14 protein-coding genes, 1 pseudogene and 1 riboswitch are annotated in these 16,328 nt (G+C 43.9%); of the genes and pseudogenes, 7 read left to right on the forward strand and 8 right to left on the reverse strand.

Annotated elements, in window-relative coordinates; genetic code table 11:
- Positions 1 to 40 precede the first annotated feature (40 nt).
- Entirely contained in the window at positions 41 to 1,204 is a 1,164-nt protein-coding gene (locus ACTNBF_RS00885) for an FtsW/RodA/SpoVE family cell cycle protein (RefSeq protein ID WP_441088599.1), read from the reverse strand.
- A gap of 195 nt (positions 1,205 to 1,399) precedes the next feature.
- On the opposite strand from ACTNBF_RS00885, the gene ACTNBF_RS00890 reads away from it, so the two are divergent.
- Positions 1,400 to 2,260 (forward strand): radical SAM protein, encoded by an 861-nt coding sequence (locus tag ACTNBF_RS00890; RefSeq protein WP_427805463.1) that lies wholly within the window; start codon positions 1,400 to 1,402, stop codon positions 2,258 to 2,260.
- Positions 2,261 to 2,280: 20 nt separating this feature from the next.
- On the opposite strand, the gene ACTNBF_RS00895 is transcribed toward ACTNBF_RS00890, so the two are convergent.
- Both ACTNBF_RS00895 and ACTNBF_RS00900 read right to left on the reverse strand, forming a co-directional pair.
- The gene (locus tag ACTNBF_RS00895; protein ID WP_441050148.1) at positions 2,281 to 4,095 is read right to left on the reverse strand and encodes a DUF6320 domain-containing protein; all 1,815 of its coding nucleotides are present in this window, start codon (positions 4,093 to 4,095) and stop codon (positions 2,281 to 2,283) included.
- Between the two features lie 5 nt (positions 4,096 to 4,100).
- The gene (locus tag ACTNBF_RS00900; protein ID WP_427805674.1) at positions 4,101 to 5,036 is read right to left on the reverse strand and encodes an alpha/beta hydrolase; all 936 of its coding nucleotides are present in this window, start codon (positions 5,034 to 5,036) and stop codon (positions 4,101 to 4,103) included.
- A 170-nt stretch (positions 5,037 to 5,206) separates the two neighbouring features.
- Between ACTNBF_RS00900 and ACTNBF_RS00905 the strand changes: the two genes are divergently transcribed.
- The 4 genes from ACTNBF_RS00905 (at position 5,207) to glgD (ending at position 9,645) form a co-directional block, all read left to right on the forward strand.
- Entirely contained in the window at positions 5,207 to 5,998 is a 792-nt protein-coding gene (locus ACTNBF_RS00905; protein ID WP_427805460.1) for a zinc dependent phospholipase C family protein, read from the forward strand.
- 14 nt (positions 5,999 to 6,012) lie between these two features.
- On the forward strand, positions 6,013 to 7,254 hold the full coding sequence (locus tag ACTNBF_RS00910; RefSeq protein ID WP_427805458.1) for an MFS transporter: 1,242 nt from the start codon (positions 6,013 to 6,015) through the stop codon (positions 7,252 to 7,254).
- Between the two features lie 137 nt (positions 7,255 to 7,391).
- Complete coding sequence (locus tag ACTNBF_RS00915) at positions 7,392 to 8,528, forward strand: glucose-1-phosphate adenylyltransferase (RefSeq protein WP_427805457.1); 1,137 nt, start codon at positions 7,392 to 7,394, stop codon at positions 8,526 to 8,528.
- A 1-nt stretch (position 8,529) separates the two neighbouring features.
- On the forward strand, positions 8,530 to 9,645 hold the full coding sequence (glgD, locus tag ACTNBF_RS00920) for a glucose-1-phosphate adenylyltransferase subunit GlgD (RefSeq protein ID WP_441024610.1): 1,116 nt from the start codon (positions 8,530 to 8,532) through the stop codon (positions 9,643 to 9,645).
- 60 nt (positions 9,646 to 9,705) lie between these two features.
- Here glgD and ACTNBF_RS00925 read toward each other — a convergent pair whose 3' ends face one another.
- The 3 genes and pseudogenes from ACTNBF_RS00925 to ACTNBF_RS00935 form a co-directional block, all read right to left on the reverse strand.
- A complete protein-coding gene (locus ACTNBF_RS00925; protein WP_441088600.1) occupies positions 9,706 to 10,881 on the reverse strand; it encodes a M20/M25/M40 family metallo-hydrolase in 1,176 nt (391 codons plus the stop codon).
- Between the two features lie 16 nt (positions 10,882 to 10,897).
- On the reverse strand, positions 10,898 to 11,785 hold the full coding sequence (locus ACTNBF_RS00930) for a DMT family transporter (RefSeq protein WP_441088601.1): 888 nt from the start codon (positions 11,783 to 11,785) through the stop codon (positions 10,898 to 10,900).
- A 130-nt stretch (positions 11,786 to 11,915) separates the two neighbouring features.
- Positions 11,916 to 12,325 (reverse strand): annotated as a pseudogene (locus ACTNBF_RS00935) (VTC domain-containing protein).
- A 94-nt stretch (positions 12,326 to 12,419) separates the two neighbouring features.
- Positions 12,420 to 12,506: riboswitch (cyclic di-GMP riboswitch) on the reverse strand.
- Positions 12,507 to 12,700: 194 nt separating this feature from the next.
- Between ACTNBF_RS00935 and ACTNBF_RS00940 the strand changes: the two are divergent.
- Together ACTNBF_RS00940 and ACTNBF_RS00945 are read left to right on the forward strand one after the other, a co-directional pair.
- Positions 12,701 to 13,357 (forward strand): Crp/Fnr family transcriptional regulator, encoded by a 657-nt coding sequence (locus tag ACTNBF_RS00940; protein ID WP_441088602.1) that lies wholly within the window; start codon positions 12,701 to 12,703, stop codon positions 13,355 to 13,357.
- Between the two features lie 58 nt (positions 13,358 to 13,415).
- Entirely contained in the window at positions 13,416 to 14,258 is an 843-nt protein-coding gene (locus ACTNBF_RS00945) for a YitT family protein (protein ID WP_441088603.1), read from the forward strand.
- 53 nt (positions 14,259 to 14,311) lie between these two features.
- On the opposite strand, the gene ACTNBF_RS00950 is transcribed toward ACTNBF_RS00945, so the two are convergent.
- Positions 14,312 to 15,706: a uracil-xanthine permease family protein gene (locus tag ACTNBF_RS00950; protein WP_441018549.1), complete on the reverse strand. Its 1,395-nt coding sequence runs from the start codon at positions 15,704 to 15,706 to the stop codon at positions 14,312 to 14,314.
- A 207-nt stretch (positions 15,707 to 15,913) separates the two neighbouring features.
- A partial coding sequence (locus ACTNBF_RS00955) for an ATP-binding protein (RefSeq protein WP_441019158.1) occupies positions 15,914 to 16,328 on the reverse strand: 415 nt, incomplete at its 5' end.

Below are 16,328 nucleotides of genomic sequence, written 5' to 3' on the forward strand. Positions count from 1 at the left end.
GTATATGATAACACACTCTCTAATGAAAAAAAAGACTTTTTTACTCCTCAATTTTTATCTTACGTGATACTCCCAATGCAATTCCCATTTCAATCATAAGAAATAGTACAGACGTACCACCATAACTGATAAACGGCAGTGTAATTCCCGTATTAGGAATCAGATTCACCACAACTGCCACATTCAGAATAACCTGAATTGCAATATGAGAAAAAATTCCGGTTACGATCAGAGCTCCATAAAGATCCGGGGCATTTTGTGCAATAAACAGAAGTCTATACAAAAGCAGTCCAAACAATACAAATACCATAATAGCACCGAATACCCCTAGTTCCTCACAAATAACCGTAAGGATGAAGTCATTTTGCACTTCAGGTATAATCATTTTCTGTGCACTATTGCCTAATCCTTTTCCAAAAAAGCCTCCGGAACCAATCGCGTACATTCCCTGCAGAGTCTGGAACGAAAGTGACGATGCATATTTTTCCGGATTCAGCCATGCGATAATGCGGCGCAGCCGAAAATTATCACTGTTCTCCAGCACTTTACCAAGGAGAGCCGCGATTGCCACAAATGCTCCGACTCCACATCCGCCAATGATAACGAACGGTCTCATTTTCTTATGTACAACAAATAATATGAAGCAGGCAATTCCCATTACAATGATTGCCGAACTCAGGTTATCCGTCAGATAGAACACACCAAAAGCGGCTACTGCTCCCCACGCCAGTACCATAAGGCTTCCTTTCAGCTTATGAACCTTGCTTCCCATCTTACATATTAAATAAGGAATAAACAAAATGACTGCAATCTTCGTCACCTCGGCAGGCTGCATGGTCTGTCCCGTTCCCGGGATCTGCAGCCATCTTCTTGCTCCATACACCTCATATCCCAGTGGCGAATACTTTACCAGCGCCATCAGAAGCATCGCAAATCCATAAAGTGCTGCCGAGTATTTCGCATATCGATGGTAATCGATCCGGGTAACAAACAGCATAATTACAAGGCCTCCCATACTGATGATTCCCTGTCTTTTTAAATAATACATTCCATCATTAAACTTGCTCTGTGCCTCATACGCACTGGTACTATAGAGCATCACAAGTCCGAAGCAGATCAGGAATACCATCACAGCAAGAAGGCTATAATCAAAATATCGTATCGTTGTCGGCTTATTGCTTTTTTTCTTTTTATTTTTTGCCATTCCATACACTCCCAGCAGGTTTCCCCTGTTTTTCTTACTCTGCACAAGTATAGCACACCTCTTCACTTTCACACAAGAATATCTGCCTAAAAATGAAGATTCTTCTTCTTTCTGTTTTGTGGTACACTATAGACAGAATATACGAAACCATATTGTATCCGCAATAGAAACATTTTTTATGAAAGGAAAACAGACATGACGCGAGAAGAACTTTATCAATCCATTTATACACATGAAACCATTTATATTCCACCCCAAGAGGAAGGAAGTGCCGCTCTGGAAGTTGCCCTTGGTTGCAGCTGGCACAAATGTACTTTCTGTGATTTTGCCCGGGATGAATTCTGCATTCATCCGCTTTCCCGCATTGAACACAATCTGCAGATCCTCGGAATGCTTCAACCAGAAAATACAAGGCTGTTTCTGCTCGGTGAAAACGCATTCTGCCTCTCCACTGAATTCTTATGTCAGATCATTGATCTTGTCGCAAAATATATGCCCAATGTACATAGAATCGCCATGTATTCCCGTGCTGATGACATACTCCGGAAAACAGATGAAGAATTGCGACTGCTGAAATCCAGAGGCGTTGCCGCTCTTCATATCGGAGTGGAGAGCGGAAGCGACCCGATTCTGGCAGAACGGTGCAAGGGCGTGACATCCGCACAGATTCTGGATGCTCTGCATCGTCTGGAGCAAACAGGCATCGATTACTTTGTCACCATTATCCCCGGACTTGGCGGACGTGAGTATTCCCATCTCCATGCACTAGAAACAGCCCGACTTCTGAATCAGCTCCATCCAAAAAACATATGGTGTCTGAAGCTGAAGCTCTGGGAAGACACAAAGCTCTGCAAAGAAGCACAAAAAGGATTTTTCCAGATGATGACTCCGGAAGAAATCCTTTTGGAAGAGCGCCTGATGCTTGAAAATCTGCACGTGAAGGACTGTCTGTTCGAAGACACGACCGTTCTGGACCAGTATACCATTTACGGAATGCTTCCCGACCAGAAAAAAGACCTTCTTCGTGCAATCGATTACCTGCTCGCCAGACCATAGCTATTTCGTTTTCAATCATTCTATACATGAAATGTCTTTTCCATTTCCTCGCGGAACTCGCGCCCTTTAAAAAGGATCAGCGCGGTGAGTGTCAGGAATGAAAATGCAATACTGATGACCGACGGTGCCGTCACGTTAACCAGCCCTGTCAGGATAAAAACCAGCGGGAAAAGCAGTCCATACCCTGCCGCCATCACAAAGTAGATCATATACTGTTTTGGATGGTGGTAGTATATTTTGGAAATGATCATCATGGAAATGATAATCACAATACTGACAACCGGAAAAACAAAATCCACCGACCATCCGCGCCATCCTGTCAGCAGATCCCACACTGTACAGACGGTCGTCACCACAGCCAGCTGCCACATAGCATTTTTCAAAAGATTGTATCGTTTAAAGAATGCAACCGCAAGTGCAAGCCACATACTGAATGCACCCCCGCATATTTTCAGTGATAATCCGAAATGTCCATCCACACAATAATCACTCCCCAGTGCGATGACCGCTGCCGCAATACATAAGAAGGTAAATATCCGAAATACTTTCATTCCAATCGAATCAGCAGTCGCCTCTTCCGGATATTCAGTCTCAAGCAGTGTCACCTTGATTCCCTCTTGTTCAAGAATGCAAAAAAAGTTCTTCTTGATCACCGAACTGTCAAATCTTGACGTAAATCCCAAATAAACATTCTCTTCAAATGAACACATACATAGTTCCACTTTCGGTGTGCTGGTAAATACACCGAAACGCTCAATATACTTCGCATAGTCTTCCGGCATACGAATGATTCCCATATTGGAAAAAATCGCCGTTATCTCCTTTGCCGAACTGCGTGATCCAAAACCGATGCAGAAATTCTTTAATCCAAGCGGTGCGAGCCGCAGGATCGGATGCACTTCAAGTGCAAAATATTCACTCATCCGTTCCCCCATTTTCTCTTTTGTGAGGCCCTCGTCAAAATATTGCTTCACCTCACGGATCACTTCGTTCAGACTATCTTTTCCCTGACCGAAACGGTGTTCCACCTCCAGCCAGCTAAAAAAATTCAGCATGGAATCTGTCGGGAAAAATTTCCGCAGATTGACAGGCACCATAAGCGCCACCGGTTTTTCCTCCTGACGCCTGGACATTTTCCCGTGAATCGCGCACATCAGAACCGCTGTTAAGTACACCGTCATCGACACACCATATTCCTTCGCCTTTTTCGCAAGATCCGCCACTTTCACTTCTGCTTCCGTCACCTGAAGGCTTCCGAGATCACTGTTTCTTCTAATCTGATATGCTTTTCTCCGGTTCTTTTTTCTGCCCTTATTATCACGAGAATAGTACTTCGCAAATCCGTCGTCTTCCTGGTCCGAAACAGTAACCGTCTTCTCGTTTAATTCAAGATCCGCCAGCCCGTCCCCTTCATGTACTAGGAACAAATAATTCTTCACCAGCTCCCGAATAAATTCACTGGCTCCCGTCCCATCTGTCAGTGCATGAAAGACCTCAAAATTAATCCTCTTCTTATAATATGTCACTTCAAACAAAAGCTCTTTCTTGTCCCGGATGTACAGATTTCTGCAAGGTTCCCGGGTTTCTTTCCGAACGACCGGGCGCAGATTACTCTGTTCAAGATAATGCCAGAACAAGCCTTTTCTCATCACCGACAAGAACATCGGATATTTAACCAGCGTCCTGTCCAGCGCCTGCTGAAGCTTTGCTTCCTCAATTTCCTCTCTTAATTCACAATAAAAGCGGAATACACGGGTATCCCTTTTCGTACTTGCTGCCGAAAAAAGTTTTGCCGCGTTGTCCAGTTTCCGCCAATACGCACCCCTCGACTGCATAACGGCTATTCCCTCCTCAAAAAATTATTTATAATATCAAAACTTTCCTGTACGTGATTGCTTTTGATTCCCAGGGCAAAAAAACCGTGAAGTGCGTTCTTAATCCGGTAGATTTCTACCCTGTTTCCTGCCGCTTCCAGTTTTCTTCCATATGCCTCTCCCTCATCTCTTAATGGATCATATTCCGCGGTTATGACCAGCGTATCCGGCTGATTTTGCAGATTCTCTTCCAGAATCGGTGCAAAATAGGGATTCATCCGATCCTCTTCTTTCCCCGCGTAAAAATCAAGGTAATCTCTTAGTTTTCCTGCTGTCAGAAGATAATCTGTCCCATTTTCCCTAACAGAATCAAATGATGAATTTTCCGAATAATCATTATTCGTTGCTGGGTAGATTAGAATCTGCCTTCTGGGGAGAAATTCTCCTCTGTCTCTTGCCATTAGTGAAAGTGCTGCAGCCAGATTTCCTCCTGCGCTGTCTCCTATCAGTGTGATATCCTCTGAATTCACATTCAAAAGAAACTCTTTTTCATACATTGCCTTCGCCACCGCATAGCAGTCCTCAAGCCCGGTCGGGAACTTGTGCTCCGGAGCAAGCCGGTATTCAATCGCCGCCACGATATGCCCTGTGGCATTCGCAAGGCGGGCACATATCCTCTCATAATTATCTACATGTTCAGTGGACCACCCGCCGCCATGCAGGAACAGCATCACCCGCATTCCATTTGCCACCTGCTCTTCCTGAAATGTCTTCTCATCCGGGAAAAACAACCGGACCGGCACCAGATGATCCCCATTGTAAATACGTGTATCTACCGTCCGATAGAAGATCTTCATAGGATCCAGCCGTTTCAAATCTGCCAGCTGTCTGGACTTCTCCACATCTATTTCTTCAAAAGACAATGCTTTTAATATTTTCTTTGCTGCTTTATTGATATCCATATTATCTCCTTCCAGTTTTCTAATATTCATTTTGCGGGTTTTCCATACAGATGTCAAGTATTAGCGGCGAAGCTTCATTTTCTTTTAACTTCAAACAAATTTTTCGTTTACATTTTTATGCTAACCTTATATAGTTAAAATAGGATTTAGTCAGATGGGAGGAAACACACATGCCTGCATTTTATGCACACAACCGTTTTGGGGAAAAAGTAGCCCAAAAAACAGACGGAGAATTAAACGAAATCATTTCCAAATACTATGTACAATTTCAGATTGGTCTCCAGGGACCGGATATTTTCTTTTTTTACCGGCCATGGAAAAGTAATCGTGTATCCAAATATGGTTACCACCTTCACGAAGTATCAGCAGCATCCTTCTTCACACATGCGCTGACTGTCGTAAAAGAAAAAGGACGTGACAGCCGGGAATACGCCTATCTCCTGGGTTTCATCTGCCACTACATTCTTGACAGTGAATGTCATCCTTATGTATCTGAAATGATGGAAGCTCTTGATGTCGAACATTTGGAAATTGAAGAAGAATTTGAAAAAATGCTTCTTCGCAAAGACGGAAAGAATGCTCTTTCCTATCCACTTGCTGATCTTGTCCCGACAGACAGCGTAACCGCAAAAACAATTTATCCTTTCTACCGTAATATGAATCCGGTCATTATCCGGGAGGCATTGAAAGACCTAAAACTGGTAAAAAGAATCTTTACGGCTCCATGTATCGTCAAACAGGCCATTCTGAACGGAGCAATGCATTTAACCGGAAAATATGATTATTGGAAGGGGCTGATGCATCAGCGGAAAGACAACCCCAAATGCACAGTCAGCAACGAGGGTCTTTACCTGCGGTTCAAAGGTGCTGTTGACATCGCTGTAACCATGCTTTACAGCTTTGACGAAAGTCTTTGTACCGGCACAGAACTCCATTCGCGTTTTGAACGCACATTTGAATAGAAGGAGGCATCTGAATGAATAATACAAAACTTACAAAACTGGAAAAATGCTGGATTCTGTACGATGTAGGAAATTCTGCATTTATTATGCTGGTATCCACGATCATTCCGATCTATTTCAACTTCCTGGCCGGTAATGCAGGAATATCCGAAGTGGATTATCTTGCCTATTGGGGATATGCTGCTTCTGTCGCAACAGTCATGGTAGCCATCATTGGTCCAATTCTCGGCACATTGGCAGACACCCGCAATTTCAAAAAGCCCTTGTTTACAATCTCCATGATGGTCGGGGTACTTGGCTGCGCAGCACTCTCTTTTCCTAAATCATGGGTCCTGTTTCTGGCTGTCTTCGTAATTGCAAAAGTGGGATACAATGCCAGCCTGATTTTCTATGATTCCATGCTGGTCGATATCACAACAGAAGAGAAAATGGACTCCGTTTCATCACACGGCTATGCATGGGGATACATCGGAAGCTGCATTCCATTTGTTATATCTCTGGTTTTTGTTCTGATGTACGATAAAATCGGGATTTCCATGACCACTGCCATGATGCTTGCCTTTTTTCTTAATGCACTCTGGTGGCTTGTTGTCACGATTCCATTGCTGAAAAATTATCATCAGACAAATTATGTGGAACTGCCCGATCATCCGATCAAAAACAGTTTTAAACGCCTTGCAGTCACTCTGAGGGATATAAAGAAACATAAAAACATTTTTTTGTATCTGCTTTCATTTTTCTTTTTCATAGATGGTGTGTATACGATCATCGAAATGGCTACCGCTTACGGAAGTGCACTGGGCCTGGATTCACAGGGATTGTTACTTGCCCTTTTGGTCACTCAGCTTGTTGCTTTTCCATGTGCCCTGATTTTTTCCGTGCTCTCCAAGAAGTTTGATACCGATTTTCTGATCAAAATCTGCATCGCAGCTTACACCGGAATTGCACTCTTCGCCATCCAGCTTGATAAGCAATGGGAGTTCTGGCTGCTCGCTGTTCTTGTCGGTATGTTCCAAGGCGCGATTCAGGCACTCTCCCGCTCTTACTTCGCCAAGATCATCCCTGCGGAGAAATCCGGAGAATACTTTGGTATATACGATATCTGCGGAAAAGGAGCCTCTTTCATGGGAACCACACTGGTCGGACTGGTTGCCCAGATTACCAATGTAGCAAATGCCGGTGTTGCAATCATTTCCGTGATGTTTATCATCGGATATGTTCTTTTCTGCAAAGCCGCAAAACTAAACAAAGCGTGATTAGCGATGATTTCTGGTAATTATTTATAATTTGCCAGCTTTTTCCAAAGAAATATGATTTTTTTGCACAAAAATATGGAAATATGAGCAAAAAAATTGTATAATATATTGCATCAAGCGAAAGAGAGGGTTCACTTATGAAGCAAAATAATATGTTAGCAATGATTTTGGCTGGTGGACGTGGTTCCCGTCTTCATGACCTGACCAATAAAGTGGCAAAACCGGCCGTCTCATATGGTGGGAAGTACCGTATCGTTGATTTTCCCCTCAGTAACTGTGCAAACAGCGGAATCGATGTTGTCGGTGTTCTGACACAGTACGAATCCGTTCTGCTGAACAGCTACGTAGCTGCAGGCGGCAGATGGGGACTTGACGCAAAAGATAGCGGTGTTTTTGTACTTCCACCACGTGAGAAAGCGGATTCCAATCTGGATGTTTACCGTGGAACTGCTGATGCCATTTCCCAGAACATTGATTTCATCGATTCTTATTCTCCAGAATATCTTCTTGTACTTTCCGGAGACCATATTTACAAAATGAATTACGCCAAGATGCTTGCCCATCACAGAGCATGTAATGCTGATGCTACGATTGCCGTTATCGAAGTACCGATGAAAGAAGCAAGCCGTTTCGGTATCATGAATACAGACGAAGAAGGCACGATCGTAGAATTCGAAGAGAAACCGCCACAGCCGAAGAGCAATCTTGCTTCCATGGGTATCTACATTTTCAACTGGAAGCTGCTTCGCAAAATGCTGTTGGCAGATATGAAGAATACGGAGTCTAATCACGACTTTGGTAAGGATATCATTCCGACCATGCTGAATGACGGAAGAAAACTGGTTGCTTATAAATTCCAGGGATACTGGAAAGATGTAGGAACCATCGATTCCCTTTGGGAAGCAAATATGGATCTTTTAAATGGAAATGAGCTTGATTTAAGCGATCCGACCTGGAAGATTTATACCGAAGACGTTACAACTCTTCCTCATTACATAGGCGCTGAAGCTAAGATCAACAAGGCTTTCATCACACAGGGCTGTACCATCAACGGCGAAATCACGAACTCCGTTCTTTTCACCGGAGTTAAAGTTGGAGAAGGCGCCAAGATTATCGACAGTGTACTGATGCCGGGTGTTGAAGTGGAAGACGGAGCCGTTGTTACCCGCGCTCTGGTTGCCGACGGCATTAAGATCGGCAAACAGGCTGTTGTCGGTTCTGCTGACAGCGAACATATCGAACTGGTAGCAAAACGTGTAAAGGGGGTAGAATAATATGTATAACGCATTTGGAATCGTCACTTCTTCCGGCAGAGATATCTGGGTAGAGGGACTTCAGGACTATCGTCCAATCGGTTCGTTCTCTTTCCTCGGAAGATATCGAGTAATAGACTTTGCAATTTCTAATATGAGTAACAGTGACATTGACCGCATCCAGGTATATATCAGAAGAAAACCTCGTTCTCTTGTCGAACATCTCGGAAGTGGACGCCAATACAATATCAACTCAAAACGCGGCAATCTGCAGATCCTGTTTTCCGATGATGGTGCTGAGCACAGTATCTATAACACGGACATCGCCATGTTTATGGAGAACCTGGAATGCATTCAGAGAATGCATCATCCATATGTAGTCATCGCACCGAACTACATGGTATACACTGCAAACTATGATACTCTGCTTCAGAATCATATAGATTCCGGTGCGGATATCACAGTTCTGTACCATTCAGTTGATAATGCAAAAGAAGCATTCCTGAACTGCAATACTTTGAACCTGAACCGTCAGAAAGGTGTTCTTTCTATCGAGAAGAATCACGGTAATGCTAAGAACAGAAATATTTTCATGGATACATATATTATGAAGAAAGATTTGTTTATCGAGCTCGTACAGAAAGCTCACAAACTTTCTTCTATGTACACACTGGCTGACATCGTCAGTGCAGAATGTGAAGAACTGGATGTGCGCGGAATTTCTCATCGCGGTTATTTTGCTTCCATCACAGATTTCAAGAGCTACTATGATGCTAACATGTCGTTGATCGACTACAAATCAGCAATGAGCCTTTTTGATGAGGACTGGCCGATCTACACACGTACCAATGACTCCTGCCCGACGAAGTATCTTGAAACAGCAAGCGTGAAATCCTCTGTTGTTTCCAACGGCTGCCTGATCGAAGGTACGATCGAGAATTCAATTCTCGGACGTGGATGCGTCGTGAAACCTGGTGCTGTTGTAAAGAATTGTGTGGTATTCCCAGGTGTTGTAATCGCAGAAAACGTACATCTTGAGAATTTGGTTGTTGACCGGAGAGCACAAGTGATTCATGCAAAAGAAATCATTGCTCCGGCTGATCATCCGGGATATATCAAACGTGAAGATACTCTTTAATAAGGGAACACAAAGCGGAGCATATCTGACCGGTATGCCCCGCTTTTATAATTGATTATTTTATTCTCCAAAGATCATTTCGAATGCCACCTGTATTCCCAAAATAAGCGAATCCTTCTCTATATATTCCTCTCTTGTATGTGCACCATGTCCATAGTAACATCCCACACAGACCGAAGGGATTCCCATTGAAAGCGGAATATTACAGTCGGTAGAACCGCAGTTCTGCTCCGGATTCTTTCCGATCACGTTTTTTACTGCCTTCATTGCTTTTTCCGTCAGCCTTTCCTGCCTGGCCGCATCCACACCTTTGCCACACGGGCGAAGTCCGATCACCTCATATTCTATATCCAGCCCTTTATCTTTCTCTTCCCATATCGTCTTCTCAAAATGCTGTTCCATCATCTGCAAATGTTCACTGGTATCGGAACGGAATTCATACAGTATCTCCGCATTCTGGGCAATCACATTCACCCCGGTTCCCCCGGAGATCAATCCCACATTATAGGTTGTCTTCCCGCCTTCCGGCACTTGAACGCGATAGAGCTTCTCGATGATTCCGGCCATTTTCTCGATTGCGTTATCTTTTCCGAAATCTCCGAAAGAATGTCCGCCTTCTGTGGCTATCCGGATTCGGTACCGTTTTGAGCCGACCGCGCGGTTTACAATTTTGTCAAGTTCACTGTCAAATGTACAGAAATTCCGGATTCGTTCTCCGTAACCCCGGCAGATTGCTTTAACTCCTTTCAGATTTCCAAGTCCCTCTTCTCCAGAATTGCATACCAGCAGCATGCCCGCCGCTCCGTTCTTCTTCTGTTGCTCTCCTAATCCTTTCTGTTCCTTTTCCCATTCACCGTTTCTGATCTTACCTGCAATATATTTTGCCGCCATCAAAAGACAAACCACACAGGCTGTATCATCTCCGATTCCCGGACAATAGATTTTCCCGTCACATTCTGTTAACGGAAGCGCTTCCGTATCAGGAAACACCACATCCAGGTGTGCCATATACACATCGATTTCTTCCGCTTGATGGATATCGACCGGGTATATCACATTGAACGCTTCATCCATATACACCCCTTGTGCCCCCTGCCTTTCCAGCCAGTCACGGCAGAACTTTGCACGCTTCTCCTCCTGATTCGACGGTGCCGGAATCTGCGCCAGTTCTTTCAGAAGTTCAAGTGCTTCTTCTTCATGATCCTGAATAAACTCCCTCATCTCTTCACTCAACATATTTTCTCCTCCTTCGCTAACCTGCATTTCCCATACGTTCCGATATGATCACCCCAGTCATTGTGAGCACCGTTCCTGCTGCTGACATCCATGTGATCTTCTCATGCAGGACAACAATCGATGTAATGATCGTGATGACCGGAATCAGATAAATATAAACACTGGTCTTAATCGCTCCCAGAATTTCCACTGCCCGGTTCCATGTCACAAAGCAGACTGCACATGCGCCCACACTCAGATATAATAAATTCAGCAGATTTCCGGGAGTTCCAAATTGCACCGCCTTGACATCAAATCCGAAAACAAATGCCAGCGGAAGCATCATCAGGATGCCGTAAAAGAACATCCTTCTGGTGGCAGGGATCACCGGATACCCGAAGTCTCCCGCCTTTCTGGCCAGAATCGCATAAAGTCCCCACATCATCGCAGCCACCACACTCAGCATGTCCCCTGCAAAATTAAGCCGGACAGCATCCTGTCCACTGAAACTAATCATCGCAATTCCTACGATTGCGAAAATAAATCCGACAAAAAAGCTTTTCTTCAATTTCTCATCTTTCAAAAACAGGTGCGCACTGATGCCGATAAAAAATGGTGAGATTGAAGTGATGACTCCCACATTTGACGCCTGCGTATAGAGAAGCGCTACATTTTCAAACAGATAATACAGACAGATTCCCGTAAGTCCGGCACCTGCAAAATACAGCTCATGCTTTCTATCCGTCACTTCCATTTTCCGTGGACTCATGATCCACAAAATGATATATCCGATCACAAATCTTAAAAGCAGCAATTCGATCGGTGAAAAATCTTCAAGCAGTATCTTGCTTGAGATAAAAGTCGTTCCCCAGATAACGACTGAAATTGCTGCCATGATATGTCCGGTAAATTGTTTCTTTTCCATGAACTTCTCTCTTTCATTATCACAATTCTAAAATGATTCCGAAAAACATTTTTCTGATTTCCGCCCCATTTCTATCTAGTATAATACATTTTCTTCCGCATGACCACCAATAAAATGGGCGATCTGGAAATTACTCCAGATCAGCCATGTATTTCTGATAATATTCCATTGTAAATTCTTTCGGAAAGACTCTGGAATAATAATAACCCTGTATCATTCTCATGGCATCTTCTCTTGTCATTCTGAGTGACCGTTTCAGCTGACTGCTTCCCTGCTTCTGCTTCATCTCCAGCATTGCATAATTGCTGTCCGGATCGTAACACCGCAGCCGAATCTTCCTTCTACATTCCACCCCGCCTGCTTTTCAAAATAATCGTCGTCATAGACTGTGTCAAAATATAGAGAACGAATCATATAACCATTTGTTCCATTGTGTTCATCCTGTATAAGCACTTGTTCCAACTGGTGGCTCTTTTTAATGAATTCTTCAACATTAATAAGAAATTTCTTCTCTTCACGAAATACTCGATTCAATTGCATCCTCCTGTTCAGCCTGTCCTGAAACGCAACTCACCACCTGTAGTAGTGGGAGTCTTGTCTTCTTTCAAAACAAAAAGCCGGCTGCAACTCATTTCGTTGCAGCCAGCCTATCATACATCATTTCTTGCTTAGACGCTTAGCTTTCCGTCCCTGCCTTTCAGCAGGTTTGGCAATCAATTGATGCGATTATTATACACCATATTTTTCAATTACGTCAACATTCATCATCTTTTTTCACATGTTTCTTCCACACACTTTTCACGCGTTCTTTGTCACCATCCAAATATCTTTTATTTTCCCGGACACTTCTTATCAGCCATCTGTTATAATAAATACATATTATTCTATTATATTGATACCGGAAAGGAAACGCTTATGATTAAAATACCCGAGAAATACTTTGATATCTTTTGTACGATCGGCTCACAGAAGACCTATCAAAAAGGCGAATTTATCTATCTTCAAAATGATTCCGCCGACTATTTATACCTGATTCTATCAGGCAGAGTCCGCGTATATACCCTTTCTTCTTCCGGGCGTGAAACGACTCTGGAGATTCTGGAAAAAGGCCGTATATTCGGCGAATCCTCTTTTCTGAGTGATCATGTTCGCCCAACCAGTGTTGCCGCAGTTACCGAGGTACGCCTTGCCACTTGTCTGGTCTCCGACCTGATCCCACTGCTGCGCGAAACGCCCGAATTGATGGTTCTCTTTTTCCAGCATTTAAGCGAGACGTGTAATCATCTTTCAAGACAGATATACCGCCTCACCAACTACGACAGCCGAAAACGCATTGCAAGTTTTCTGTTGGAAGAGACGGCTTCCCCCAACCGGGACAAAGGAATTCTGGACAATGTCCTTCCTTATACACACGCCGAAATCGCAGAAACTCTGGGTCTGAACCGGGTAACCGTATCAAGGGTTCTTTCCGCTTTTGCCGATCAGGGCCTTCTGAAAAGCCACTATGGTAAAATTATGATCACCGATCGGAACGGTTTATATCAAATCCTCAAAAACGGAGCTTATTTGTAGCATACGCTACAGTTTTCCGGACACATTACTTTTATAATAGTGCCCGGAGGTAAAAAATATGAAAAATAAATTTATTTCTTATATTATGATCATTTTCGGCGGGACCCTGACCGCTGCCGCATTTGGCCTTTTCGTCCTTCCACAGGGCTTTGTGGCAGGCGGTGTGACCGGTCTTTCCGTCATACTGTCTGGTTTTATGAACCTGCCTTTATCCTGGATCGTACTCGCCATCAACCTGATTCTTTTTGCACTGGGATGGATCTTTGCCGGAAAAGAGTTCATTTTCAAGACTCTGATCATGACCTTTCTGTTCCCGACTCTTCTTGAACTATTCGGCAGAATCACAATATTCGACGCGCTGTCCGCCGACCCTTTCCTGAGCAGTCTGCTCGCAGGCTGTCTCTTAGGTATCGGCTCCGGTCTGATTCTCCGTGCAAATGGTTCCAGCGGCGGTTTTGATATTTTAGGAGTCGTCCTCAACAAAACATTCCAGATTCCGGTATCTTCAGTCATGTACGTCTGTGATTTCGTGATCATTTTGTATCAATCCGTATCCAAACCGCTTCTTTCAACGGTTTACGGAATTGTCGTCATTCTGTGCAGCAGCATCATGGTAAACAAAATCATCACACAGGGTGAATCCAAAGTACAGCTGTTGATTTTCTCAAAAGAACGCGAGACGATCCGTGAACATCTGCTGAAGACATTTGATACCGGAGTTACATTATTAAATGCTGAAAGCGGATATCAAAAAGAGAAAGCAAAAGTCATACTGACTATTCTGCCTTATAATAAAGTCAGTTCTGTTAAGAAAATGATTTATACGGTAGACCCCTATGCTTTTACGGTGATTAATGGGGTAAATTATGTGGGCGGACGCGGATACAGCATCCGGAGGTAAGCACCTGCGGATGCTGTATTCACGTCCTTTTACCAAAGGCCACATCTTCTGTTTTATACTTCCTTTTCTTTTGGAAGTGCAATATTCAAAACAATCGCAATAATCGCAGCCGGTACAATTCCGGATCCGCCGAACACAAGCTGAAGTGCCTGCGGCAGCTGCGATAAAATGCCGCTGTTCACACCAATTCCATATCCCAATCCCAATGCAACCGATACGATAGTAATATTCCGCATCGTCAACGTCTCTTTTGTTATAAGCTGAATACCACTAATGACAATGGATGAGAACATCATAACAGCTGCACCTCCCAGGACACTCTGCGGCATAATGGAGATCAGCGCTGCCAGTTTCGGGAACAGTCCGCAAAGAATCAAAAATAACGCACCGATTGCAAGAGCACCGCGGTTTACGATCTTCGTCATCGTTACCAGACCGACATTCTGGCTGAAAGAAGTATTCGGAAGCACTCCAAAAAGCGCTGCGAAACTGGAGCCGACTCCGTCACATACCACACCTCCGGAAAGCTCACTGTCTGTCGCCTCTCTTCCCATTCCGCCTTCCATAACACCGGAAATATCGCCGACCGTCTCCACGGCCGTCACAACGAACATGATCAGGACAGGAATAATCGCACGAAGATCAAATCTCAACTTTACCGGGAGCAAAGACGGCAGTGCGATCCATTCTGCCTGCGCTACTTTATCCCAATTCAACACCCATGCCTTCGTATACTCCACACCCTCAGCATTGACAGCGGTGTGCGGAAGTACAGCTCCCATGATGGCCGCTGCTATGTAACCTACGATAATTCCAATTAAAATGGAGGACGCGCTGGTCATTCCGGTCGTTCCATGTTTAAGGATAATAATCACCACCAGCACAAGGAATCCCAGAAGCAGATTCTCTACAGAACCAAAGTCGTTCGCATTATTTCCTCCTCCAAATGAATTGACACCCACTCCGATCAATGACAATCCGATGGAAAGTACTACCGTTCCGGTCACGACTGCCGGGAAGAATTTTCTCAAAGGTTTGATCAAAAATCCAAGCACACTTTCAAACAAACCGCCCAGAACAGAGGCTCCCATGATGGCACCATACGCAGCTGCACCGCCTCCCATGACACCTACCACACTATTAAATACTCCTATGAATCCGGAACTGGTACCCATGATGATCGGCACCTTCCCTCCGATTGGTCCGATTGCATAAAGCTGAACCAGCGTGACAATACCAGCCACGATCATTGCATTCTGCAGCAGTTCTACCTGAAGATCCGCAAATTCAGCACCTACCAGCCCACATGCTCCCGTAATAATAAGCAGCGGCGTAAGGTTACCTACAAACATTGCCAAAACATGTTGAAGACCCAACGGAATTGCTTTTTTAAGAGGAAGTTTCCCATAAAAATCATACTCCGCTCCTTTGTTTTCTACGTTATTCACTTTACTCTCTCCTTACTTATGTAAATATATTACTTTTCTATAATAGTATATCATTGTCAAATACGCAAGAACTGAGTCAAATAAATATTTTTCGATTATTTCATACAATCGGATGCAGTTTGCGCCCTCTGGCGGTCGCAAATGCGTTTTTCAACGGCCGCTATGCGGAGCAGAACGGCCGCTCGTATTTAGTTGATTGTTGATAAGTTATCGTATGTTTATCTTGATTGTGTAGTGTTTTGTTGCTCTTTTCATGATGGAATTAGCAGACACTTCATCATTCAAAATCATAGCTTTCCAGCTGTCTGGATCCCGTTGAGAGCAAACGATCGTACTCCGGTGCTGTTCATTGCGTTTCTCCAGTAATTCAAAAAGAATCTTGATTTCGCGCTCATCTGTGATCGTATGAAGCAGAAAGTCATCAAGGATGATCAGATCCCATTTAAGATACTTTTTCATCTTGCGGGCATATTTATCATAGTCCTGCTCTTTAAGAGCAACCATGCTCTCCAGGAGCTCTTCACTATGAAAATATCCAACGTTATATCTATTGCAGGCTTTAATACCAATGGCCTTGGCCAGATAGGACTTTCCGGCATCAGATTCGCCGAGAATACAAAGA

The organism is Bariatricus sp. HCP28S3_A4 (genome assembly GCF_052066395.1).
Lineage (GTDB): Bacteria > Bacillota > Clostridia > Lachnospirales > Lachnospiraceae > Allocoprococcus.